Origin of the sequence: Micromonospora sp. WMMD558, assembly GCF_049315255.1 — a bacterium.
Taxonomy (GTDB): Bacteria; Actinomycetota; Actinomycetes; order Mycobacteriales; family Micromonosporaceae; genus Micromonospora.
Genome location: NZ_CP186061.1, coordinates 3,135,351 through 3,156,841 on the forward strand (window position 1 = coordinate 3,135,351; position 21,491 = coordinate 3,156,841).

Annotated in this window: 23 protein-coding genes and 1 other RNA gene; 16 read left to right on the forward strand and 8 right to left on the reverse strand. The window is 73.8% G+C overall.

The features are described 5' to 3' along the window. Nucleotides 1–4 precede the first annotated feature (4 nt). Together ACN26Y_RS15320 and ACN26Y_RS15325 are read left to right on the forward strand one after the other, a co-directional pair. Nucleotides 5–601, forward strand: a complete 597-nt coding sequence (locus tag ACN26Y_RS15320; protein WP_230689005.1) for an FMN-binding protein — start codon at nucleotides 5–7, stop codon at nucleotides 599–601. A 101-nt stretch (nucleotides 602–702) separates the two neighbouring features. Beyond that, entirely contained in the window at nucleotides 703–1,425 is a 723-nt protein-coding gene (locus ACN26Y_RS15325) for an FAD:protein FMN transferase (RefSeq protein ID WP_155334102.1), read from the forward strand. A 326-nt stretch (nucleotides 1,426–1,751) separates the two neighbouring features. Here ACN26Y_RS15325 and ACN26Y_RS15330 read toward each other — a convergent pair whose 3' ends face one another. Further along, on the reverse strand, nucleotides 1,752–2,423 hold the full coding sequence (locus ACN26Y_RS15330; RefSeq protein WP_155330914.1) for a bifunctional DNA primase/polymerase: 672 nt from the start codon (nucleotides 2,421–2,423) through the stop codon (nucleotides 1,752–1,754). 246 nt (nucleotides 2,424–2,669) lie between these two features. Here ACN26Y_RS15330 and ACN26Y_RS15335 point away from each other — a divergent pair, with 246 nt between their 5' ends. The 5 genes from ACN26Y_RS15335 (at nucleotide 2,670) to ACN26Y_RS15355 (ending at nucleotide 7,426) form a co-directional block, all read left to right on the forward strand. Next, a complete protein-coding gene (locus tag ACN26Y_RS15335; protein WP_155330915.1) occupies nucleotides 2,670–3,896 on the forward strand; it encodes a helix-turn-helix domain-containing protein in 1,227 nt (408 codons plus the stop codon). A gap of 16 nt (nucleotides 3,897–3,912) precedes the next feature. Continuing rightward, the gene (locus ACN26Y_RS15340) at nucleotides 3,913–4,488 is read left to right on the forward strand and encodes a flavoprotein (protein ID WP_155330916.1); all 576 of its coding nucleotides are present in this window, start codon (nucleotides 3,913–3,915) and stop codon (nucleotides 4,486–4,488) included. 165 nt (nucleotides 4,489–4,653) lie between these two features. After that, the gene (locus ACN26Y_RS15345) at nucleotides 4,654–5,490 is read left to right on the forward strand and encodes a Nif3-like dinuclear metal center hexameric protein (RefSeq protein WP_422734938.1); all 837 of its coding nucleotides are present in this window, start codon (nucleotides 4,654–4,656) and stop codon (nucleotides 5,488–5,490) included. After that, complete coding sequence (locus tag ACN26Y_RS15350; protein WP_155330918.1) at nucleotides 5,480–6,217, forward strand: zinc ribbon domain-containing protein; 738 nt, start codon at nucleotides 5,480–5,482, stop codon at nucleotides 6,215–6,217. Before ACN26Y_RS15345 ends, ACN26Y_RS15350 begins: the two co-directional genes overlap by 11 nt. Before the next feature lie 3 nt (nucleotides 6,218–6,220). After that, on the forward strand, nucleotides 6,221–7,426 hold the full coding sequence (locus tag ACN26Y_RS15355; RefSeq protein ID WP_155330919.1) for a bifunctional RNase H/acid phosphatase: 1,206 nt from the start codon (nucleotides 6,221–6,223) through the stop codon (nucleotides 7,424–7,426). Between the two features lie 42 nt (nucleotides 7,427–7,468). Here the strand turns inward: ACN26Y_RS15355 and ACN26Y_RS15360 are convergent, their stop codons facing one another. Next, on the reverse strand, nucleotides 7,469–8,326 hold the full coding sequence (locus tag ACN26Y_RS15360; protein ID WP_155330920.1) for an alpha/beta fold hydrolase: 858 nt from the start codon (nucleotides 8,324–8,326) through the stop codon (nucleotides 7,469–7,471). A 160-nt stretch (nucleotides 8,327–8,486) separates the two neighbouring features. Here ACN26Y_RS15360 and ACN26Y_RS15365 point away from each other — a divergent pair, with 160 nt between their 5' ends. Both ACN26Y_RS15365 and mctP read left to right on the forward strand, forming a co-directional pair. Next, a complete protein-coding gene (locus tag ACN26Y_RS15365) occupies nucleotides 8,487–8,729 on the forward strand; it encodes a DUF3311 domain-containing protein (protein WP_155330921.1) in 243 nt (80 codons plus the stop codon). Beyond that, nucleotides 8,729–10,378, forward strand: coding sequence for a monocarboxylate uptake permease MctP (gene mctP, locus ACN26Y_RS15370; protein WP_155330922.1), 1,650 nt, complete (start codon nucleotides 8,729–8,731; stop codon nucleotides 10,376–10,378). The genes ACN26Y_RS15365 and mctP overlap by 1 nt, the downstream gene beginning before the upstream one ends. 137 nt (nucleotides 10,379–10,515) lie before the next feature. Here the strand turns inward: mctP and ACN26Y_RS15375 are convergent, their stop codons facing one another. After that, nucleotides 10,516–11,277, reverse strand: coding sequence for a sulfite exporter TauE/SafE family protein (locus tag ACN26Y_RS15375; RefSeq protein ID WP_422734870.1), 762 nt, complete (start codon nucleotides 11,275–11,277; stop codon nucleotides 10,516–10,518). Nucleotides 11,278–11,511: 234 nt separating this feature from the next. Here ACN26Y_RS15375 and rnpB point away from each other — a divergent pair. After that, nucleotides 11,512–11,924: RNase P RNA component class A (gene rnpB, locus ACN26Y_RS15380), an RNA gene on the forward strand. A 194-nt stretch (nucleotides 11,925–12,118) separates the two neighbouring features. On the opposite strand, the gene ACN26Y_RS15385 is transcribed toward rnpB, so the two are convergent. Continuing rightward, nucleotides 12,119–12,289, reverse strand: coding sequence for a hypothetical protein (locus ACN26Y_RS15385; protein WP_366598834.1), 171 nt, complete (start codon nucleotides 12,287–12,289; stop codon nucleotides 12,119–12,121). Between the two features lie 398 nt (nucleotides 12,290–12,687). On the opposite strand from ACN26Y_RS15385, the gene ACN26Y_RS15390 reads away from it, so the two are divergent. Both ACN26Y_RS15390 and ACN26Y_RS15395 read left to right on the forward strand, forming a co-directional pair. Continuing rightward, complete coding sequence (locus tag ACN26Y_RS15390) at nucleotides 12,688–13,224, forward strand: alpha/beta hydrolase (RefSeq protein ID WP_155330925.1); 537 nt, start codon at nucleotides 12,688–12,690, stop codon at nucleotides 13,222–13,224. 332 nt (nucleotides 13,225–13,556) lie between these two features. Further along, the gene (locus ACN26Y_RS15395; protein ID WP_155330926.1) at nucleotides 13,557–13,733 is read left to right on the forward strand and encodes a hypothetical protein; all 177 of its coding nucleotides are present in this window, start codon (nucleotides 13,557–13,559) and stop codon (nucleotides 13,731–13,733) included. 268 nt (nucleotides 13,734–14,001) lie between these two features. Here the strand turns inward: ACN26Y_RS15395 and ACN26Y_RS15400 are convergent, their stop codons facing one another. The 3 genes from ACN26Y_RS15400 to ACN26Y_RS15410 are packed head-to-tail and all read right to left on the reverse strand — an operon-like array spanning nucleotide 14,002 to nucleotide 16,566. Then, nucleotides 14,002–14,799 carry a nucleotidyltransferase domain-containing protein gene (locus tag ACN26Y_RS15400; RefSeq protein ID WP_155330927.1) on the reverse strand — a complete coding sequence of 266 codons (798 nt, stop codon included), beginning with the start codon at nucleotides 14,797–14,799 and terminating at the stop codon, nucleotides 14,002–14,004. Beyond that, on the reverse strand, nucleotides 14,796–15,281 hold the full coding sequence (locus tag ACN26Y_RS15405) for an NUDIX hydrolase (RefSeq protein WP_422734871.1): 486 nt from the start codon (nucleotides 15,279–15,281) through the stop codon (nucleotides 14,796–14,798). Before ACN26Y_RS15405 ends, ACN26Y_RS15400 begins: the two co-directional genes overlap by 4 nt. 19 nt (nucleotides 15,282–15,300) lie before the next feature. Continuing rightward, on the reverse strand, nucleotides 15,301–16,566 hold the full coding sequence (locus ACN26Y_RS15410; protein ID WP_155330929.1) for a M48 family metallopeptidase: 1,266 nt from the start codon (nucleotides 16,564–16,566) through the stop codon (nucleotides 15,301–15,303). Nucleotides 16,567–16,789: 223 nt separating this feature from the next. Between ACN26Y_RS15410 and ACN26Y_RS15415 the strand changes: the two genes are divergently transcribed. The 4 genes from ACN26Y_RS15415 (at nucleotide 16,790) to npdG (ending at nucleotide 20,528) form a co-directional block, all read left to right on the forward strand. Continuing rightward, entirely contained in the window at nucleotides 16,790–16,993 is a 204-nt protein-coding gene (locus tag ACN26Y_RS15415) for a hypothetical protein (RefSeq protein WP_155330930.1), read from the forward strand. Nucleotides 16,994–17,069: 76 nt separating this feature from the next. Then, nucleotides 17,070–17,903, forward strand: coding sequence for a histone (locus ACN26Y_RS15420; RefSeq protein ID WP_422734872.1), 834 nt, complete (start codon nucleotides 17,070–17,072; stop codon nucleotides 17,901–17,903). A 287-nt stretch (nucleotides 17,904–18,190) separates the two neighbouring features. Further along, entirely contained in the window at nucleotides 18,191–19,624 is a 1,434-nt protein-coding gene (locus tag ACN26Y_RS15425) for an RNB domain-containing ribonuclease (protein ID WP_155330932.1), read from the forward strand. 205 nt (nucleotides 19,625–19,829) lie between these two features. Next, complete coding sequence (gene npdG / locus ACN26Y_RS15430) at nucleotides 19,830–20,528, forward strand: NADPH-dependent F420 reductase (RefSeq protein WP_155330933.1); 699 nt, start codon at nucleotides 19,830–19,832, stop codon at nucleotides 20,526–20,528. Nucleotides 20,529–20,776: 248 nt separating this feature from the next. On the opposite strand, the gene ACN26Y_RS15435 is transcribed toward npdG, so the two are convergent. Then, nucleotides 20,777–21,433, reverse strand: a complete 657-nt coding sequence (locus ACN26Y_RS15435) for a class I SAM-dependent DNA methyltransferase (protein WP_155330934.1) — start codon at nucleotides 21,431–21,433, stop codon at nucleotides 20,777–20,779. Nucleotides 21,434–21,491 lie beyond the last annotated feature (58 nt).

Sequence of the window (21,491 nt, forward strand, 5' to 3'; positions counted from 1 at the left end):
GGGCATGTCCATGCGTCGCGCCCTGCTCGCGATCACCGGCCTGGCCGCCAGCACCACCGCGATGGTGGTGCTGAAGAGCGGCCCGGGCGCCGGCCCGGTCGCCCAGGAACTGCCCGTCGAGGGGCGGCCGGTGACGCCCGCTCCCGCCGGGCCGGCCCCGGCCGACGGCGGCGCCGCCGAGCCCGAGGCGTCCACGTCGGGCGCCGCCACGTCGCCCCGGCCCAGCCGCAGCGCCACCCGCGCCCCCGCGACGCGCCCCACCTCCAATGCGCGGGTGCCGTCCGCCCCGCGGACGAGCAGCACGCCGGCCCGGCCGACCACGCGGACCGTGACCGGGCCGGTGGTGGAGAACGAGTACGGAGCGGTGCAGGTCCAGATCACCCTCTCCGGCTCGCGAATCGTCGACGCGGTGGCGCTGGAGCTGCCGGAGGAGACGGCCCAGTCCGACCAGCGCAGCCAGCAGGTGGACGATCGGTACAGCGGCACGTCGGGGCTGGTGGTGCAGCAGCAGGGCGCGGACCTCGACACCGTGTCCGGGGCGACGGCCACCAGCGACTCGTACCGGCAGTCGCTGCAGGCCGCGATCGACCGGGCGAACTAGGGCCTGTGCCGACGTCACCGTCCGGCCACGCCGGGGCCTCGGCGCCGGCCCTGGTCCCGGCGTCGCCGGCCCGGCCCGGCCTGCGCCGGGTCGAGCAGGTCATGGGTACGCCGATCAGCCTCGACCTCGCCGACGACCTGCCCCGCGCCGAGCTGGACGAACTGGCCGACGAGGTCTTCCGCTGGCTCCGGGAGGTGGACGCCCGGTTCAGCACGTACCGGGCCGACAGCGAGGTGTGCCGCTTCGACCGGGGGGAGCTGCTGCTGTCGGAGGCGTCGGCGGACCTGCGGCTGGTGCTGGAGCGCTGCGCCGACCTGTGGGGCGCCACCGACGGGTTCTTCGACGCGTACGCCACCGGCGGCCTCGACCCGTCCGGCTACGTCAAGGGCTGGGCCGCCCAGGTCGCCTCGGACCGGCTGCTCGCCGCCGGTTCGGCCAACCACTGCCTCAACGCGGGCGGCGACGTACGCGTGCGCGGGTTGTCCGCCTCCGGCCGGCCGTGGCGGGTCGGCGTCCGGCACCCGTGGGACCCGATGGCCACCTGCCTGGTGCTGACCGGCTCCGACCTGGCCGTCGCCACGTCCGGCGGCTACGAGCGCGGCCACCACGTGCTCGACCCGCGCCGGGGGGCGCCGGCCCGGGGACTGCGGTCGGTCACCGTGGTCGGCACCGACCTGGGGCTCGCGGACGCGTACGCCACGGCGGCCGTCGCCATGGGCGGGGCCGGCGTGGGCTGGCTCGACCGGCTGGCCGGCCACCGGCACGCGATCGTCACCGACGACGGCCGCCTCCTGCACTCGACGGGCCTTCCCCTGGCACCCTGATCCGGCCCGTCGGTGGCTGGACTCAGCGGGCGGGGCGGCGGGTGCCCGCGGGGCGGGAGCCGAGTGGACGGGGCCGGCCGGGACGGGAGCCCGCCGGTCGGGTGCCGGCCCAGCGGTACCGGGGCCGGTGGTGGCGTGGCGGCTCGGCGCCGCCCGGCTCGCGCCTGGTGTCGTCGGTGGACATGCAACCCCCCGCTCGTGGCGCGTCCGCGCCGTCACCAGGTCCAACGAGCCGGACCGCCCGGACGACGCTGCCGTCCGCGGGCTCACCTGGCCGACCGTCGGGGCGACGCTGCGGGCCGCGGGCGGCCGGCCGGCGCTGCGTCTCAGCGGCCCCGGCGGGGCAGTGGCAGGTGACCCGGGAGCAGTTCGGCGACGAGCGTGACCCCGCTCGCCTGTAACTCCCCGATCAGGGTGTTCTGCAACAGGTACGAGTCGGGCAGTTGCCAGCGCGCCTGCTCCGGCGCGACCACCCAGCGGACGGTGCCCTCGGGCAGCCGGGTCGGGGGCGCCGGGATCCACGAGCCCGGCCCGTGCCGGACGACGTGGAAGCAGTGGTCCAGTTCGGGTCGCAGCGGGTCGCCGGGGCGGACCAGGAACATCCAGCGACCGGTGGGGGTGGCCAGCACCGGCCCGCGGACGGCGAGGCCCGCCGGATGGTTCTCCATGGCCGCGAGCACCTGCCGGCCGAGGTGCGCCGGCACCTCCAGCACGTCGAACGCCCGGCCGGTGGGGAGCAGCACCCCGTGCGGACGGGCGCGCCACCACGTCGCCACCCGGGCCGGGTCGGCGCTCGCGGCGTGCTCCCAGTCCTCCAGGGCCGGGTGGCAGCCGACGGTGGGGCAGCCGGCCCGGCCGCACACGAAGCGGCTGCGGGCCAGGCACGCACCGGGCGTCACCTCCCAGCCGTGCAGCGCGTAGCGTACGGCGACCCGGCGCAGCCGTACCCGCTCCAGAGGCGACAGTTGAGCGACGCGTGGTCCGACATTCCCCCACATGTGTGCGATCTCCCCTCGTCGGACCCGGCCGGTGCACAGGTGGCACGTCGAACACCGTCACTGCCGTAACCCGCGGTCGTTGAGTTGACGAACGGCTGATGCAACTTGCACGAAAACTACGAGGATCAGCCGTACGGCTGACGCACACACTGTGCGACCGGCGAAAACCTGAACACGAAGCGTCGCGCCCGAGGAGAACCCCCGGCCCACCGGCCGGTGTGGACGGTACAGGGGAGGGATGGGGAGATGGACGAGTTACCCATAGGGCGGCGGGTGGCCTACTGGCGGGGGCGGCGCAAGATGTCGCAGCAGGTCTTCGCGGACCGGCTGGGCAAGTCGAAGAGCTGGGTGGACAAGGTCGAGCGTGGAGTGCGCCGGCTCGACAAGTTCTCCGTCCTGTACGAGATCGCCGACATCCTCCAGGTCGACGTCCAACTGCTGCTCGGCAAGGACCCGGAGCGGCGTACCGACGCGTTGAACTGCATCGACCAGGTCGAGGTCCAGGAGATCCGGGCCGCCCTGGAGCGGTACGACTCGATGAGCGCCTACTTCGACGCGGCGCCGTACCCGCCGCCGCTGGCGGACATGCGCAAGGCCGTCACCCACGCCTGGCTGACCTACCAGTACGGCCGCTACGGGATGCTCACCCGGGCGCTGCCGAAGCTGCTGCGCGACGCGCAGGCGGCCGACGCCGGCTTCGGCGGGGACGACGGCCGGCAGGCGGCCCACCTGCTCGGGCAGGTCTACCAGATCGCCTCGTCGGTCCTGCGCAAGCTCGGGGAGTGCGACCTGGCCTGGCTGGCCGCCGACCGGTCCATGGCGGTCGCCCAGCGCGCGGACGACCCGCTACTGGCCGGCATCGCCACCACCCGGGTCTGCAACGCGCTCGTGGCGATGGGCCGGCCCCGCCCGGCCCTGGAGCTGAACGTCACGATCGCGAACCGGCTGGCGCCGGGCGGCGGCAACGACGCCTCGCCGGATCGCCTGTCGGTGTACGGCATGCTGCTGCTGCAGGGCGCGATGGCCGCCTCCCGGATCGGCGATTCGGCCACCGTGGACGACCTGCTGGGCGGCGCCGACGAGGCGGCCACCCTGCTCGGCGGCGACCAGAACCACTACTGGACGTCGTTCGGCCCGACCAATGTGGAGCTGCACCGCGCCGCGGCGGCCGTGGAGCTGGGCGACGGCGGCCGGGCGGTGGAGATTCACCAGCGCATCCCGGAGCCGGCCTTCAGCGGGCTGCTTCCCGAACGCCGGGCGCACCACCTGCTCGACATCGCGCGGGGCTTCGCCCAGGTCGGGGACGTGGCGAACGCCGGTGAGGTGCTCCTGCGCGGCGACCGGCTGGCCCCGTCGGAGATCCGCTGCCGTCCGATCGCCCACGAGGTGATGTCGGACATCCTGCGTCGCACACGTGGTGCGCCGCCTTCTCCGATCGCGGAGTTGGCTGAGCACATGGGAGTAGGGGTATGAGCGCGGAGCCGGTCTGATGGCCGGCCCGCACCAGAGTGAGCACCGCGAGGTGCTCTACGTCATCGTCTGCGGCTCGCCGCTGGCGCGGCACGTCGGCCGGCTCGTCGAGCTGGCCCAGCAGGACGGGTGGGAGGTCTGCGCGGTCACCACGCCGGACGGTGCGAAGTTCATCGACCGGCCGGCGCTGGCCGGCCAGACCGGGCACCCGGTGCGTACGCACTACAAGAACCCGGGCGACCCGGACGTCCTGCCGCCGGCCGACGCGATGATCGTCTGCCCGGCGACGGTGAACACGGTCAACAAGTGGGCGGCCGGCATCGCCGACACCCTGGCCCTCGGGCTCCTCGTCGAGGCCCAGGGGCTGGGGGTGCCGCTGGTGGCGGTGCCGTACACGAACACGGCGATGGCCGCGCACCCGGCGTTCCGGGCGGGTCTCGGCCGGCTGACCGAGTGGGGTGTGACCGTGCTGTTCGGCGACCACGTCGTCCCGTTGCACCCGCCGGGCTCCGGCGAGCGCCACCTGCACACCTTCCCCTGGGAGGTCGCGGTGGCCGCGCTGCGGGACCGGTCACCGGCGGCCTCCGCCGCCTGACGGACGGCGGTCGACCGCCGCTCGACCGCCGGCACGGGCACGATCACCAGGGCGGTGCCGGCGGCGCGACGGGTCGCGTCCGGGTGGCGACGCGCCCCGTCGCCGCCTGCGCCGGTAAGCTGGCCCGCCGTGAGCACTCCCGCACTCCCGCCGACCGTCGCCGACGTGGTGGCGGAGCTGGAGCGGCGCTACCCGCCGGCGTGGGCCGAGGAGTGGGACCGCGTCGGGCTGGTGCTCGGCGAACCGGGCGGGCCGGTCCGGCGGGTGCTCTGCGTGGTTGACGTCGTGCCGGAGACGGTCGCCGAGGCGGTCGACGCCGGGGTCGACATGATCGTCGCCCACCATCCGCTGCTGCTGCGCGGGGTGTCGTCGGTCGCCCCGACCACGTACAAGGGGCGGATCATCCACCGCCTGATCAAGGCGGACATCGCGCTCTACGTGGCGCACACCAACGCGGACGTGGCCGAACCGGGCGTCTCGGACGCGCTCGCCGCCCGGTTCGGGCTGACCGGGCTGCGCCCGCTGCACCGGCCCGCCCCGGGCTCGCCCGCGCACGGCGACGGCCGGGGGATCGGCCGGATCGGCGAACTCCCCGAGCCGATGACCCTCGCCGAGCTGACCCGCCACGCGGCCGCCGTGCTGCCCGCCACCGCCTGGGGCGTCCGAGCCGCCGGCGACCCGGGACGCATCGTGCGTACCCTCGCCGTCAGCGGCGGCTCCGGCGACAGCTTCCTCGGCGACGCGACCGCCGCCGGGGTGGACGCCTTCCTCACCGCCGACCTGCGGCACCACCCCGCCGGTGAACACCTGGCCACCGGCGGGCCCGCCCTGCTCGACGCCGCCCACTGGGCGACCGAACGACCCTGGCTGGACGACCTGGCCGCGCTCCTGCGGGAGACGACCGGGGTCGAGACGCTGGTGTCCGACCTGGACACCGACCCGTGGACCGTACACGCCGCCCCACCCGCGGCGGACGACAAGGAGCCCGACCGTGAAGGCTGACCCGAACGTCCAGCGCCGCCTGCTCGACCTGGCGGCGATCGACACCGCCCTCGCCCAGCTCGCCCACCGCCGCCGGGCCCTGCCCGAGCGGGCCGAGCTGGAGGCCCTCGCCCGGGAGCTGTCCGCGCTGGAGGACGAGCGCGTCCGCGCCCAGGTCGCCGTGGACGACCTGGACCGGGACATCGCCCGGCTGGAGAAGGACATCGACCAGGTCCGCGCCCGCAAGAGCAAGGACGAGGACCGGCTCGCCGCCGGTACCGGCCCGGCCCGGGAGCTGGAGGCCCTCCAGCACGAACTGGCCTCCCTCAACCGTCGCCAGGGCGACCTGGAGGACGCCGAGCTGGAGCTGATGGAGCAGCGGGAGACCGCGCAGGGCGTCCTCGACGGCGTCGAGAAGCGGCTCGCGGAGGCACGGGAGAAGCGGGCCGCCGTCGAGCAGCGCCGCGACGAGAGCCTGGCCGGGATCGCCAAGGAGGAGGAGTTCAAGCGGGGCGCGCGGCAGCCGCTCGCCGCGGACCTCCCCGCCGACCTGGTCACGCTCTACGACCGGATCCGGGAGGACACCGGCCTCGGCGCGGCCCTGCTCACCGCCGGGCGGTGCGGCGGGTGCCGGCTGGAGCTGTCCGGCGCCGACCTGGCCCGGATCCGCAAGGCGGACCCGGACGACGTGGTGCGCTGCGAGGAGTGCCGCCGGATCATGGTCCGCACCAACGAGTCCGGTCTGTAGTCGATGGCGCCGCGCGTGGTCGTCGTCGAGGCCGACGGCGGGTCCCGGGGTAATCCCGGCCCCGCCGGGTACGGTGCGGTCGTCCGGGACCGGGACACCGGTGAGGTGCTGGCCGAGCGCTCGGAGGCGATCGGCACCGCGACCAACAACGTCGCCGAGTACCGGGGCCTGATCGCCGGGCTGGAGGCCGCCGCCGAACTGGGCGCCGGCGAGGTCGAGGTCCGGATGGACTCCAAGCTCGTGGTCGAGCAGATGTGCGGCCGCTGGCAGATCAAGCACCCCGGCCTGCGCCCCCTCGCCGCCCAGGCGGCCGGGCTGGTCGGCCGGTTCGCCGCCGTCCGGTTCACCTGGATCCCCCGCGAGCGCAACCGGCACGCCGACGCGCTGGCCAACGCCGCGATGGACGCCGCCGCCGGTGCCCCGGCGCGCCCGGCGCGCCCCGCCGAGCCTCCCCGCGAGGTCGCCGCACCCGACTCGCCGGCGCGGGCGGCGGCCCGCGAGGCGGCGGCCCGCGCGGCCACCGCGCGGACCACCGGCACCGACCCGGCGACCGCTCCCGCCTCCTGGGAGCCGCGGCCCAGCTTCACCGCCACCCGCCTGGTCCTGGTCCGGCACGGCGAAACCGAGTACACCGAGCAGCGCCGCTACTCCGGTCGCGGCGACGTGCCGCTGTCCGCGCGCGGCCGGGCCCAGGTCAAGGCCACGGCCACCCGGGTCGCCGCGCTGGCCCCGTCCGTCGCGGCCGTGGTCAGCTCACCCCTGTCCCGGTGTACGCACACCGCCGAGGCCATCGCCGCCGCGCTCGGCGGCCTCCCGGTACGCCTCGACGACGACCTCGTCGAGTGCGACTTCGGCGCGTGGGAGGGGCGGACCTTCGCCGAGGTACGCGAGGGCTGGGCGGGAGAGATGGACGCCTGGCTCGCCTCCACGAAGGTCGCGCCGCCGGACGGCGAGTCGTTCGCCGAGGTCGCCGCGCGCAGCCGCCGTGCGGTCGACGGGCTGCGGCAGGCGTACCGGGGGGAGACCGTCGTCGTGGTCTCGCACGTGTCGCCGATCAAGCTGATCCTGCGCGACGCGCTCGGGGCCGGTGACACCCTCCTGCACCGGCTGTTCCTCGACGCCGCCGGCATCTCGGTGGTGGACCTGTGGCCGGACGGCGGTGTCGCCGTCCGCTCCGTCAACGAGACCGCCCACCTCCCGGCCGACTGAGTCGGCGGCGGTCGGGTACGGCGCCGGTTCGGCGACCGCCGCTCAGTCGGCGAGGAACCGCTCCACGGTGCCGGCGAACTCGTTCGGCTCGTCGACGAACGGTACGTGGCCGGACCGGGGCAGCACCACCAGTTCGGCGTTCGGCAGCAGCTCGGCCAACTCGTGGGCGAACTCCGGCGTCGGCGCGGGGTCCAGCGCGCCGGCCACCACCAGGGTGGGCACTCCCACCTCGGTCAGCGCCGCCCGGAGGGCGTCCCGGTCGACGTCGACGCCGGCGTAGAAGCCGACGGCCGCCGCCGGCGCCCGGTCGTGCTCCTGGGCCTCGGCGTGCGCCCGTGCCCGCTCGGTCCACTCGCCGTACAGGAACGGGGCGGCGGCCAGCCGCAGCGGTGCGATCTCGGTGTCGTCGGCGCCACGCTTGAGCGCCTCCCCCCACGCGTCCATCGCCGCCGTCGCGTCGGCGTACCAGGGCTCGGCGGAGCGGCCGGCGAGCGCCTCCGCCATGCCCACCGGCGCGGTAGCCAGCAGGCGCAGGCTCGGCGTGACCAGCACCAGCCGGCGGAGCCGGTGGGCGAACCGGGTGGCGTACAGGTGCGCGACACTGGCGCCGGCCGAGTGGGCGAGCAGGTCCATCCGGTCCAGTCCCAGGTGGGCGCGGAACGCCTCGACGTCCTCGACGACCCGGTCGCAGCGGTAGCTCGACGGGTCCGCCGGCACCGCGGAGTCGCCGGTGCCCCGGCTGTCGAGCAGCAGCAGCGTCCGGCCCGCGGACAGGCCGCCGAGGTCGCCGAGGTAGCGCGACGCCTGGCTCGGGCCGCCCGGCAGGCAGACCAGCGGCGGGCCGTCGCCGAGGCGGTGGTAGGCGAGGGTCGTGCCGTCGTACGAGGAGAAGCTCGGCATCGGGGCATCGTGCCAGATCCACACGTCCGCCGGTGCCCCGCCGTTCGGCGCACCGGATCGGCCGTTCGGCGCAGCGGGGTTCCTTGATCGAACGTGACGGCGCTCACACGGCCGTAGCCTCCGGCCGTCACATGTCCAACCACCCACCGGAGGTGTGCCGATGGCCGCACCCGACCCGGAGACGCGGGCTACCGCGAGGACCCGGGCGAAGGACAAGAGCCCGTGGAACTGGCTCCTCTTCGTGCCGATCCTCGTCCCGCTGATCCCCGTGCTCTTCAACGCCGACTCGCCGCGGATCCTCGGCTTCCCGCGTTTCTACTGGCTCCAGCTCACGTACATCCTGCTCGGCGTCGCGACCACCACGCTCGTCTACCAGATGACGAAGAAGCGGGGTGACCGCTGATGTGGCAGGACCACCTCACCGAGATCATCATCTTCACGGCGCTGTTCCTGCTGGTCAGCGCGATGGGCTTCGTCGCGGCGCGCTGGCGCGCGCCGAAGGACATGGCCCACCTCGACGAGTGGGGGCTGGGCGGGCGCAACTTCGGCGGCTGGATCACCTGGTTCCTCGTCGGCGGTGACCTCTACACCGCGTACACCTTCGTGGCGGTGCCGGCGCTGGTGTTCGGCGCGGGCGCGATGGGCTTCTTCGCGGTGCCGTACACCATCGTGATCTACCCGCTGGTCTTCCTGGTGCTCTGCCGGCTCTGGTCGGTGTCGCACCGGCACGGCTTCGTCACCCCGGCGGACTTCGTCCGCAGCCGGTTCGACTCCCCGGTGCTGGCGCTGCTGGTGGCGATCACCGGCATCGTGGCCACCATGCCGTACATCGCGCTGCAACTGGTCGGCATCGAGGCGGTGCTCAAGACGATGGGTGTCACCGGCGAGAGCGCGTTCGCCCGGCACCTGCCGATCATCATCGCGTTCGCGATCCTGGCCGCGTACACGTACCAGTCGGGCCTGCGCGCGCCGGCGCTCATCGCGTTCGTCAAGGACACGCTGATCTACATCGTCATCCTGGTGGCGGTGCTCTGGCTGCCGTACAAGCTGGGCGGCTGGGGTTCGATCTTCGACGCGGCGGACGCGAAGTTCCAGGCCTCGCCGAACCCGAACGACGGCATCCTGCTGAACGCGAACAACCAGCTCCAGTACGTCACCCTGGCGTTCGGCTCGGCGCTGGCGCTGTTCCTCTACCCGCACAGCCTCACCGGTGTGCTGGCCAGCCGGAACCGGGACGTGATCAAGCGGAACATGTCCGCGCTGCCCGCGTACAGCCTGCTGCTGGGGCTCATCGCGCTGCTCGGCTTCATGGCCATCTCGGCCGGCGTGAAGCCCCTGCCCGGCGCCACCGAGGGCAGCGTGGACAACAACACGGTCGTGCCCGTGCTGTTCGACCAGCAGTTCCCGGACTGGTTCGCCGGCGTCGCGTACGCGGCCATCGGCATCGGCGCGCTCGTGCCGGCGGCGATCATGTCCATCGCGGCGGCGAACCTGTTCACCCGCAACATCTACAAGGAGTACCTGCGGCGCGACGCCACACCGGCGCAGGAGGCGCAGGTGTCGAAGGTGACCTCGCTGCTGGTGAAGGTCGGTGCGGTGGCCTGCATCGTCTTCCTCGACCCGCAGTTCTCCATCGACCTCCAACTGATCGGCGGCGTCATCATCCTCCAGACGCTGCCGGCGGTGGCGCTCGGCCTCTACACCCGCTGGTTCCACCGGGGCGCGCTGATCGCCGGCTGGGCGGTCGGCATGGCGCTGGGCATGTGGATGCTCTACCAGGTGTCCAGCCCGACCCGGAAGCACTTCGGCGGCTCCGCGTTCCCGCTGGAGAAGTTCGGGTTCGACACCAAGATGACCATCTACGTCGGGTTCGTGACCGTACTGGTCAACCTGGTGGTGGCGGCGCTGGTGACCCTGGCGCTGCGGGCCGGGAAGGTGCACGACGGCGGCGACGGCACCTCGCCGGACGACTACTTCGCCGACGAGGGCGACCCGCGGGTCACCCCGGGCGAGCGCCGCGGCGCCGACGCGGCCCCGGAGCCCGTCGCCTGAGGGGTAAGGAAGGGCCCCTTGTTAACGCCTGGCGTTGTACAAGGGGCCCTTCCCAACGCCTGTGCCACGGGGCGGTCGCGGCCGCGGCCGGCCGGCGAGCGTCGCGCCGGGGCGGCCCGCTCGCGGGGGGCGGCTGGTCAGCGCACCGCGCGCCAGAGCAGGTACAGCCCGATGACCGAGCCGAACACGACGATCACGGTCTTGAGCGCCACCGACGGCAGCCGGCGGACCAGCCGGGCGCCGGCGTACCCCCCGACCAGCGTGGCCGGCGCGACCAGCGCGACGGCCGCCCAGTTCACCGGCCCGAAGAGCGCGAACACCACCAGCGTGGTGAGCCCCACCACCGCGGACAGCAGGTTCTTGATCGCGCTGACCCGGGCCAGCGTCGCGTCCAGGACCAGCGCCAGCCCCGCGACCAGCATCACTCCGAGCGCCGCGCCGAAGTAGCCGCCGTACACCGCGCCGACCGCGACCATGGTCTGGACCGAGACGGTACGGCGGCGCGGCGACAGGTCGCGCGGGTGCCCGACCAATCGGCGCAGCGGGTCCTGGAAGGCCAGCACCGCCGTGGCGCCGAGCACCAGGAAGGGTACGACCAGCTCGAACGCCCGTGCCGGCGTGGCCAGCAGCAGCGCCGCCCCGGCCACCGCGCCGAGGACCGTGGTGGGCACCAGGATGGCCAGCGCGCGCCCGCGGGGCAGATCCTGCTGGCTGCCGGCGACGCTCGCCACGTACCCCGGGAAGACCGCGACCGAGTTGCTCACGTTGGCCGGGATCGGCGGCAGCCCGACCGCGATCATCGCCGGGAAGGTGATGAGCGAACCGCCGCCGGCCACGGCGTTCACCGTGCCCGCGGCGAGACCGGCGGCGACGAGCAGCACGGCGTCGGCGATGTCCATGATCCCGCAGGCTAGTACGCGTGCCGCGTCGTCGCCGGTCGCGGTCGGCGAGGTCACACCGGCCGTGATCCCCTCCGCGTCGCCCGGGATCTGAGATCAACGCCGTGCCGCCGGCATCGGCCTGTCCGGTGCCGTGCGACACCGCTGTGCCGGCGGCACCGAGTCGATCATCCAGGCCCGTTCGGGGCGGAAATGGGGGCGGCCGCCGCGTCGTTAGGATGAGTGCGCGACGGACGAGTCGACCGGGCGGTCGCGTCGGCGGGCTGAAACCCGCCGCCGAGGAACGTCCGGACTCCACAGGGCAGGGTGGTTGCTAACGGCAACCCGGGGTGACCCGCGGGACAGTGCCACAGAAAACAGACCGCCGACCCGAAACGGGACGGTAAGGGTGAAACGGTGGGGTAAGAGCCCACCAGCACCCCGGGTGACCGGGGTGGCTCGGTAAACCCCACCCGGAGCAAGGCCAAGAAAGGGTCGCCACCGCGAGGTGACGGTCCGCGCAGACGTTCGAGGGCGGCCCGCCCGATGTCTGCGGGTAGGCCGCTGGAGCCTGTCGGTGACGGCAGGCCGAGATGGATGACCGCCGCCGGCGCGAACCCCCGGGTACGCGCCGCGCACAGAATCCGGCGTACAGGTCGACTCGTCCGTCGCCCACCAGGTCGCAGCCTCGATCAAGGCTGCGACCTCGCCGTATGCCCGGCTGTCTATGGGCGTTGGCGGTCATTGTTGGCTGGCGATCGACGCCCTGGAGACGCCCTGACGCCCTGGGGACGCCCTGATCTTGAGGGCGTGAAAGCTTGAGAGGAGCTGGCTCCGTTGCAGGAGATGCCCGATCCTCTACTCACCGCTGGCGGCCCCGACGCTCGATCAGCCAGAGCGCCAGAACCGGTGGAACCGTGAACGTAGCCAGCAGCAGGACGCCTGCCGCCAAGCCGTCCCGCCACAACAGGTCAGCGGAGAACAGAATCAGGCTCGTCGGTATAGCCAGCATGATGACGGCCAGGACCTCCACGACCTGCTCCCAACGCTTACGGTCGCGCCGGCCGTGCCTCAACCCTCCTCCTTCCAACCGTCACCCGAGTTGGTCAGCCTAGCGACTTCCCTAGCCACCGTTCAGTTTGGAAGGTGCGTCGGTCCATGTCGCCAGTTGTTGCCATCGTGCATTTTTGATCAGGCGCTGCAACCGTCACTGGCGGCAGGGGCCCGTGTGGACACGCCTTTGTCGACCGTCAACGATCTGTCGGTCTGGCGCTCCGGGCTCCCCGCCCTCCGCGCCAGCCGCCGGGCATCAGGCGTGACGGCCGCAGAGCGACAGCGGCAGCGGCCGGCGCGCGCCCAAGCGGCGGTGCGTGCGGCCCGTTGCGGAACACGGCAATCCTGTCCCATCGGAAGCGAGATAAGGTCGTCCGCGTGGCGGACGCTGTCGTGATTCCCGGCGGGAGGTTCGGACCGGGTGCTCCCCTGCTGATGTATGCCGGCGATGTGGCGGAGCAGCGAGGCGCGACGGTGCACCGATACTCGTGGTCTCAGGCCCTTCCGAAGCTTGATCAGCCAGAGATCGAGGGCTGGGTCAGTGGCGAGATCGCTCCGCTGATCGACACTGTCGGCGGTCACCCACTGCTGATCGCCAAGTCGCTCGGCACGAATGCGGCAGCGATTGCCGCCGACAGATGTCTGCCCGCCGTATGGCTCACGCCCTTGCTCACACTGCCGTGGGTGGCTGACGCGTTGGACCGTGCAACCGCGCCATTCCTGCTCGTGGGTGGCACTGCCGACAAACTGTGGGACGGTGACATCGCCCGCCGGCTGTCCCCGCACGTGCTGGAGGTGGACGGCGCGGATCACGGCATGTACGTACCTGGTCCGCTTACCGAGTCGATCGCGGTGCTCAGCCGAGTCGTGGTCGCGGTGGACGAGTTCCTCGACGCCATTGGCTGGCCGAGCTGACACCTTGCGGCAGCGCTTCCGGCAGCGGGATGGTCATGGAAGAATTGCCCTCGGCCGGCTGCACCGTCACCATCCACGTCACAGCCACCAGGCTGGCCATCGCCTGCGACGACGGCACCCTGAACCGCGATGTCCGGAGGTCGGTGCCCGACCAGTGGCCGCACCGTGCGCGGGGATGCGGAGTTCGCGACCGGGGGGACTCGATGCAAGCCCAGCCAACTTCGCCTCGGGCGTGGCGGACCTGCCTGTACGTGCCCGGATACCTTCTCGCCGCTCACGGGGTCGTCGTTGTGCTGTTGGCGCTGTTCTCAAGCTGGCTCAGCGGACTCTACATGTCGATCTATCTGCTGCCGCTCTTCGTGGTGGCCGCACCTGTGGCGTGGCTCGCCCTCGCCGTGACCCACCGCAGCCCTTGGTTCAAGCCTCGGCTGGACGCTCTCCTCGCAACCGGGTTGGGCCTGCTCGTCGCGTCGCTTCTGCTGTCTACCGCCGTGCTGTGGCCCAGGTGAGATCCTTCGGCGTCGCTGCGCCCCTGTAATATGCGCTGTTCGCTCGGCCGGGCCGAGTCGTGGTGGCGCAAGTGGACGAACAGGCGAGGGCGGTGGGTCGGCCGTCATCACCGGCGAGTTACCGCCAGGCGTGGGAGTGCTTCTCGAAGGTCGCCGGGTCGCTGTGCGGGGGGATGACGCACAGGAGGTGGCCGCCGGGCGCGCGGAGGGTACGGCAGTCCAGCCATCGGTCGACCTCCACCGCGCCGAGTCCGACGAGTCGGTCGGGTCACCCGCCGGTGATCTCGGCCAGCACCCGGCGCTGGAAGTCGTGTGCCTCCGGCCCGCGCGGTGACTCGCCACCGTTGCGGGCGGCGACAGCCCGCTCCAGCAGGTCCGGTGCGTCGCCCCACGCCGGTTCCGTGCGGAGGACCCCGGCGAGCCGGCGCCCGGCATCGGCCTTGGCCAGCCACTCGCCGTGGCGGAACCGCACCAGCGCGCGGGCCGCGCCGAGCACCGCGTCCTCCGTGCCCGGCGCCGCCGCGTCGCCGGGCGACAGGGGCCGGGCGAGCCACCAGGACAGCGCGTCGACGAGGAGCCGGCGCAGGTCGGCGGGGGACAGGTCGGCGAAGACCTCGCGGGCCGGCGGGCCGAACAGCGCGTACCCGTGCTGGTGCAGGATGCTGCGGTCCAGCCCGTACCAGAAGTGGCCGTCGGTGGCCGGCCGGTCCGCCGGGTCGTACGTGGCCCGGAACGGCATCCGCGCCCCGGTGTTGAGCTCGACCTCGAAGCCGGGTTCGGCGCTGCCGGACCGGGCGACCTCCCACCGGTAGACCACCAGCTCCAGCCCCCGGGCCGGGCACGGCAGTGCCTCGTGCCGCAGCCGCGCCACCAGGGTCCGCTTCCGTTCCTCGTCGAGGGCGTCCGCGCTGACCAGCGCGACGTCGACGTCGCTGCGAGACGGCTGGTACGCGCCCAGCCCGACCGAGCCGGCCGCGTACGCGCCGACCAGGCGGTTCCCGAGCACGGCGCGGCCGGCCGCGACCAGCCCGGTCAGGTAGCGGCGGACGTCCGCGTCCGCGTTCACGTCCACGCCACCCCGGGCGGCAGGAAGCCCGCCGCCGCACCGTCGTCGAGCGCGTACCCGATGACCAGCCGCGCGTGTCGGTCCAACTCGGGCAGCCGGTCCGGCGGGAACCACCCCACGGCCATCGACTCGTCGTCGTTGACCCGCGCCGTGCCGCCCGTCAGCCGGCACCGGAATCCCAGGTTCACGAACTCGCACCGGTCCCCGTTGGGATAGGTGTGCGGGTGCGTGAGGACGCTGCTCAGCCGTACCGGTTCGACGTCCAGACCGGTCTCCTCCCGTACCTCCCGGACCACCGCTGTCGTCGGCTGCTCGCCCGGCTCCAGGACACCGCTCACCACCGACCAGCGCGCGTCGTCGGCGCGCTGCGCGAGCAACAGTTCGCCCGTGTCGTTGCGGACCACGGCGCTGACGCTCGGCAGCAGGAGGAGGTCGCGGCCCACGTGCGCGCGCAACTGCCGGATGTACTCGGGGACGCCCATCGGGTGACCCTAACCGGGTTCACCAGGCCAGGTTCCGGCGCACCGTCTCGTACTCCTTCGCCAGCTCCTCGTCGATCCGGGCCGACCGCCCTTCGGTGAGCACCACGGCCGGTTCGTGCCGCTCCCGGCCGTCGAGCATCAGCCGCCGCAGGCCGGTGGGTGGGTGGGTGGAGAACAGCGACGCCTCCTCGCGGGCCGACAGCTGCCGCAGCTGCGGCAGCCGGCCGGCGTTGGCCACCCGAGCCTCGGCGAACGCCGCCCGCCACCGTGCCGGCCCGTGCCCCGCCCGGGCCTCCCGGCGTACGGCGAGCTCCATCGACTCGACCCGCAGGGTGACGTCCAGCAGGTCCGTCGCGGCCGTTGTGCCCGCCACCTTCGCGGACAGCTCGTCGGCCAGGTACTCGGCCCGCTGGCTGTCCCGCAACGCGACGCACACCAGCACCAGGTGCAGTGCGAACAGCAGGCGGGACAGGGGCCACTGGAGCACCCGTCCGAGGGCCGCGCCAACCATCTCGACGAGGCCGCGCTCGGTCGACGGTGCCGGGCGGAGCAGGTCCGCCGCCGATCCGAGCGTGGTGAACGCGGGCTGGGTGAGCAGCATGCGCCGCGGGTCTCCGTTGACGAAGTGCCCCAACTCGTGCCCCAGCAGGGCGACCCGTTCCTGCGGGCCGAGGGCCCCCCAGTAGGGCAGCCCGAGGCACAGCACCCGGCGGCGACGGACGCCGACCGCCTGCGCGTACGCGTTCAGGTCGTCGTCGACCGCGATGACGTCGGGCGCCGGGCTGCCCACCGCCCGCGCCACCTCCTCCACCAGGCCGAACAGTTCGGGCGCGCGGTCGCGGGACAGGACCTCCGCGTACGGGTCGAGCCGACCGAACCGGGGCCGCAGTCCGATGGCCAGGGCGAGCAACGGTACGGCGAGCAGGATCGACGGGCCCGGGAATGGATGACCGACGACCAACCAGATCCCGGTGCCGGCGAGGGTCGCCACCCCGAGGAACAGCACCACCGAGGCGACTGTCGTGATGACGGTCGCCGCTCCCGCACCGGTGGCATCGAGCGGGCGTCCCAGCAGCCGGTCGAACTGCCGGCGGGTCATCCGGTAGCCGAGGTGGTGCGCCCGGCGGTCCAGCCACCGCCAGCCGAAGAGCGGGCGGCTCCGCTTCTCGTCGTACGCCTCCAGGTTCCACTCGCACGACGGGCACCACGGCGTCGCTTCGAGCTGGGAGACCGCGGCCGTGCCACATCGCGGGCACGTGCCGTCGACCGCCGTCGTGTCGATCATGAGCGCCGATTGTGCCGGCGGGCTTCCCGTGGCGGTACCGGCCGTTCAGCCGATGCCCGCCAGGCGGCGGCGGGCGAGTGGGCGCGTGGTGTCGCCCGGGTCCGTCGGTGGCTGTTTTCGCTGTTCGCGCCCCCTATGGCCGGGAGCACGTCTACTGTGGAGATCATCGGCGACTTGCGGTGTTCCGGTGGCGGCCGGGTGGATCGCGGTGCACAGTGATCCCATGAGCGACAGCGGAATCGGGGGGCACTACTACTGGTGCACCCGACACCACCGGGTCGAGACCGATGCCGACGTGTGCCCCGCCCGGCACGTTCTCGGGCCGTACGCCTCAGCCGCCGACGCCGAGAACGCGCTCCAGCAGGTGCGGGACCGCAACGAAGCATGGGACGCCGAGGACGCCCGCTGGGCCGGGGAGGACAGATAGGCGGCGCGGGAGGCCCGCGTCGAGGTACCGCGTGCTCCGCGACGGTGCGGGCACGTCCCCAAGGAGGGAAACCGAGATGGCCGTAGCACAGCAGGCCACCCGCCCGGCCGCCCGCCGTACCGCCGCGAAGAAGACCGCCGCCGCGGAGCGCACCGCCGGGGCGACCCGGACGGCGCGGACGTCCTCGACGGCGGCGAAGAAGGCCCCGGCCAGCAAGGCGGCCGGCGGCGCCGGCCGGACCCCGGCGAAGAGGACCACCGCCGCGAAGGCCCCGGCGAAGCAGACCCCGGCGAAGCAGGCTCCCGCCAAGAAGGCTCCCGCCAAGAAGGCCCCCGGCGCGAAGAAGGCCGGCGTCGCGGCGAAGAAGACCGCCGTGGCGGCGAAGAAGGCCCCCGCCACGAAGAAGACCACGGCGGCGGCGAAGAAGACCACCACGGCCGCGGCGAAGAAGACCACCGCGACCGCGAAGAAGACCACCGCCGCGGCGAAGGGCACGGCCGCGAAGAAGACCGCCACCGCGCGGACCAAGGCCACCACGGCGGCGAAGAAGGCCCCCACGAAGACGGGGACCGCCGCCCGCAAGGTCACCTCGGGCGCGAAGAAGACCACCGCGACGGCCAAGAAGACCGCGGCGAAGAAGGCACCCGCGAAGAAGGCCCCCGCCAAGAAGGCCCCCTCGACCCGACCGACCGCCACCGCGCGGCCCACCGCGGCGAAGAAGGTCCCAGCCAAGAAGGTCACCGCCAAGAAGACGACCACGGCGGCGAAGAAGGCCCCGGCGCGGAAGACCACCGCGACCAGGACCACGGCCCGCACGACCACGGCCCGCAAGGCGCCGGCCCGCTCCGCGGCGGGCCGGGCCACCACCACCCGGGGTACGCGGGCAGTCGCCCGCAAGACGACCGGCTGACCCCAGGCGCCGACCTCTCCGGCGGCACGTCCCGGTCCCGTCCCGCGAACGCCCCACCGGTCAGGGGCCCCCGCGCTGCCACACGATCCGGTTGCCCGGGTCGCGGTGGTGGCAGGACCGGCCGTACCGGTGACAGGTGCCGGCCGGCGGCGGGCGGTGCCGGGGTGGCGGTGGCCTGGGCGCCGGCGCTCCGCCAGGTGCCGGTGGAAGGGCGGTGGCCGGGAGTCACGGCGGCGCTCGGTGCTGCGGGAAAGCGGTTCGGGCCGGGCGCTGTCAGGATGGACGCCGTGGTGATCCGACGTGTCCTCGCGCCCCGCATCGACTTCGGCGCACTGCGCCGCGAGCTGCACCTCCCGGGCGGTTTCCCCGCTGCGGCGCAGCGGGAGGCCGACGCCGCGGCGGCCGACCCGCCCCGGCCGGCCGTGGACCGCACCGACGTTCCGTTCGTGACGATCGACCCCGCCGGCTCGCGGGACCTCGACCAGGCGATGCACCTCGCGCGCCGGGCGGGCGGCGGCTTCCGGGTCACGTACGCGATCGCCGACGTCGCCGCCCACGTCCGCCCCGGCGGGGCGCTGGAGGAGGAGACGTGGCGGCGCGGGCAGACGGTCTACCTGCCGGACGGCACCGTGCCGCTGCACCCCGGAACGCTGAGTGAGGGAGCGGCCAGCCTGTTGCCGGGCGTCGACCGGGCCGCCGTCGTGTGGACGATCGACCTGGACGGCGACGGCGCGACGGTCGCGGTCCACGTGGAGCGGGCGCTGGTCCGCAGCCGGGCGCAGCTCGACTACGACGGCGTGCAGGCGGACGCCGACGCGGGCCGGTTGCCGGAGCCCATCGCCCTGCTGCCCGACGTCGGCGCCCTGTTGACCGCGCGCGGCCTGCGCCGGGGCGCCATCAACCTGCCGTTACCGGAGCAGGACGTGGAGCCGGACGGTGACGGCTGGCGGCTGGTGCTGCGCGGGCCGGTGCCGCTGGAGGAGCACAACGCCCAGATCTCGCTGCTGACCGGGATGGCGGCCGCCGACATCATGCTCGCCGGGCGGATCGGTCTGCTGCGGACGATGCCGGCCCCGAAACCGGAGGCGGTGGAGCGGCTGCGGGCCGCGGCCGCCCCGCTGGGCGTGCCCTGGCCGGACGGGGCGGGCCCCGGTGAGGTGATCGCCGGGTTGGACCCGACACAGCCCCGGGCGGCGGCGTTCATCGACCAGGCGGCCGAGCTGATGCGCGGCGCCGCGTACACCGCATTCGACGCCGCGCTCCCGGACCAGCCGGAGCACGGCGGGGTCGCGGCCGCGTACGCCCATGTCACGGCGCCGTTGCGGCGCCTGGCCGATCGGTACGCCACCGAGGTCTGCCTGGCCCTGCACGACGGCCGCGACGTCCCCGACTGGGCGCGGTCGGCGCTGCCGAAGCTGCCCGAGGTGATGGCGGCGACCGACCGCACCGCCTCCGCCGCCACCCGTGGCGCCGTCGAACTCGCCGAGGCCGTGTTGCTGGAGCATCGGGTCGGGGAAACATTCGACGCGGCGGTGCTGGACGTCGACGCACCCCCGAACGGCCGGTCCCGGCCCGGCCGCCCGCCCGGTGGGACGGTGGCCCTGGACGACCCGCCGGTCCGCGCCCGCTGCGTCGGCGACCTTCCGCTGGGCGAACGGATCCGGGTCCGCCTGGTCACCGCCGACCCCACCACCCGTACGGTGGCCTTCGAGCGCGCCTGACAGGTTGCCCGTTGCCCGTTGCCCGTTGCCCGTTGCCCGCTGCCCGCTGCCCGGTTCCCGCTCCGGATCGAGAAGTCGGGGGGAGGTCTGCCGCGTCGGGCCGGGGCGCACCTGTCCCTCGGCGCACCCTTGACGGCGTCGGCAGCGGGGTTTGTCACAGCGTTCGCCGCTGCTCTCGGGCCGGCGGGTTTGCGAGGATGTCGCCATGGCTTACGACGCGAGCAACCTGCCCGACGTGTCCGGGCTCACCGTCGGCATCATCGGTGGCACCGGCGACCAGGGGCGGGGTCTCGCCTACCGGTTCGCGCGGGCCGGCCACACCGTGCTGATCGGATCCCGGTCGGCGGAGCGGGCCGCCCAGTCCGCCGCGGAGATCGGGAGCCTCCCCGGGGTCGCCGCCGGTGCCAGCGTCACCGGAGCCGGCAACGAGGACGTCGCGCGGCGCAGCGACGTCGTCATCATCGCCGTGCCGTGGGACGGCCACGCGGCCACCGTCGCCGCCCTCGCCGAGCCGCTCGCCGGCAAGATCGTCGTCGACTGCGTCAACCCGCTCGGCTTCGACAAGCAGGGCCCGTACGCGCTGACCGTCGAGGAGGGCAGCGCCGTCCAGCAGGCCGCCGCCCTGCTGCCCGACTCCCGGGTGTGCGCCGCGTTCAACCACGTCAGCGCCCCGCTCCTCGCCGACCCGGAGATCGACCGCATCGAGCTCGACGTGCTGATCTGCACCGAGGACCGGGAAGTGGTCGACATCGTCGGCGCCCTCGCCGCCCGGATCCCGGGGATGCGTGGCATCTACGCCGGCCGCCTGCGCAACGCCCACCAGGTCGAGGCGCTCACCGCCAACCTGATCGCCATCAACAAGCGCTACAAGGCCCACGCCGGCATCCGCGTCACCGACCTCTGACCCGGCGCCGCCGACGACACCGTCCGGCACGCGCTGTCCCTGCTGGCCGCCGGTCCGGGCAGCGTCCGCGGGGCGAACCCACCCACTACCAGAGCAGCGGCACGCCCGGTGAGCTGCCGACTGTTCCCCCGGCCCACCCTGCCGCCTGAGGGTCGAGGTGCGGCCGGGGACGGCCGGGGTGGACGTCCGCCGCCACCAGGAGGTCACCGCTACCGCTGCGGGTCCGCGCGGCGGCTCCGGGCGGCGAGCTACGCCCCCGCGGCCGGTTTACGCGCGATGACGATGGCCTGCTGGGTCCGCTCGGTTACGTCGGCCTCCTTCACCACCGTCACCCACGTCTCGAAGCCCGCGTCCCGCAGCAGGCCGGCCACCGCGTCCGGGCGGTGCCGGTACCAGTCGAGGTCGATCGCCTTGCCGAAGGCCTCGTCGCGGTGGTAGCGCTCGTCGCCGATCTGGAAGGCGAGCATCAGCGGCCCGCCCGGTGCGAGAACGCGATGGAACTCGGTGAACACGTCCGGCCAACGGTCCCACGGGACGTGGATGACCGAGTAGTAGGCGAGCAGCCCGCCGAGGGACGCGTCCGGCAGGTCCAGGGCGAGCATGGAGCCCACCTCGAACCGCAGGTGCGGGTAGGTGCGGCGGGCCAGCGCCACCATGCCGGGGGAGAGGTCGACGCCGAACGCGTCCAACCCCAGGCCGTGCAGCAGGATGGTGACGCGCCCCGGCCCGCAGCCGACGTCGGCGACGGGACCGGAACCGTTGGCGCGGACCAGTTCGGCGAAGGCGGCCAGCATCGCCCGGTCGAGGGGCCGGCCGTCCAGGTCCGTGGCGAGCCAGTCGGCGTACTCGGCGGCCGTCGCGTCGTACGAGTCGCGGGTGGCGTCGAGGAAGCTCGCGTCCGGCATGGTGCTGGAGGGTAACGTCCCGGCCTCGCCGACACCGACCCGCCCGTCGAGCCGGCCG

What these genes read in the sequence shown, in the direction of transcription:
- npdG (WP_155330933.1), top strand. Translation starts at nt 19,830, where the DNA reads ATGGCTTACGACGCGAGCAACCTGCCCGACGTGTCCGGGCTCACCGTC.
- ACN26Y_RS15355 (WP_155330919.1), top strand. Translation starts at nt 6,221, where the DNA reads ATGGCGCCGCGCGTGGTCGTCGTCGAGGCCGACGGCGGGTCCCGGGGT.
- ACN26Y_RS15330 (WP_155330914.1), bottom strand. Translation starts at nt 2,423, where the DNA reads ATGTGGGGGAATGTCGGACCACGCGTCGCTCAACTGTCGCCTCTGGAG.
- ACN26Y_RS15395 (WP_155330926.1), top strand. Translation starts at nt 13,557, where the DNA reads ATGTCGATCTATCTGCTGCCGCTCTTCGTGGTGGCCGCACCTGTGGCG.
- mctP (WP_155330922.1), top strand. Translation starts at nt 8,729, where the DNA reads ATGTGGCAGGACCACCTCACCGAGATCATCATCTTCACGGCGCTGTTC.
- ACN26Y_RS15410 (WP_155330929.1), bottom strand. Translation starts at nt 16,566, where the DNA reads ATGATCGACACGACGGCGGTCGACGGCACGTGCCCGCGATGTGGCACG.
- ACN26Y_RS15360 (WP_155330920.1), bottom strand. Translation starts at nt 8,326, where the DNA reads ATGCCGAGCTTCTCCTCGTACGACGGCACGACCCTCGCCTACCACCGC.
- ACN26Y_RS15365 (WP_155330921.1), top strand. Translation starts at nt 8,487, where the DNA reads ATGGCCGCACCCGACCCGGAGACGCGGGCTACCGCGAGGACCCGGGCG.
- ACN26Y_RS15335 (WP_155330915.1), top strand. Translation starts at nt 2,670, where the DNA reads ATGGACGAGTTACCCATAGGGCGGCGGGTGGCCTACTGGCGGGGGCGG.
- ACN26Y_RS15340 (WP_155330916.1), top strand. Translation starts at nt 3,913, where the DNA reads ATGGCCGGCCCGCACCAGAGTGAGCACCGCGAGGTGCTCTACGTCATC.
- ACN26Y_RS15435 (WP_155330934.1), bottom strand. Translation starts at nt 21,433, where the DNA reads ATGCCGGACGCGAGCTTCCTCGACGCCACCCGCGACTCGTACGACGCG.
- ACN26Y_RS15420 (WP_422734872.1), top strand. Translation starts at nt 17,070, where the DNA reads ATGGCCGTAGCACAGCAGGCCACCCGCCCGGCCGCCCGCCGTACCGCC.
- ACN26Y_RS15325 (WP_155334102.1), top strand. Translation starts at nt 703, where the DNA reads ATGGGTACGCCGATCAGCCTCGACCTCGCCGACGACCTGCCCCGCGCC.
- ACN26Y_RS15320 (WP_230689005.1), top strand. Translation starts at nt 5, where the DNA reads ATGTCCATGCGTCGCGCCCTGCTCGCGATCACCGGCCTGGCCGCCAGC.
- ACN26Y_RS15405 (WP_422734871.1), bottom strand. Translation starts at nt 15,281, where the DNA reads ATGGGCGTCCCCGAGTACATCCGGCAGTTGCGCGCGCACGTGGGCCGC.
- ACN26Y_RS15415 (WP_155330930.1), top strand. Translation starts at nt 16,790, where the DNA reads ATGAGCGACAGCGGAATCGGGGGGCACTACTACTGGTGCACCCGACAC.
- ACN26Y_RS15375 (WP_422734870.1), bottom strand. Translation starts at nt 11,277, where the DNA reads ATGGACATCGCCGACGCCGTGCTGCTCGTCGCCGCCGGTCTCGCCGCG.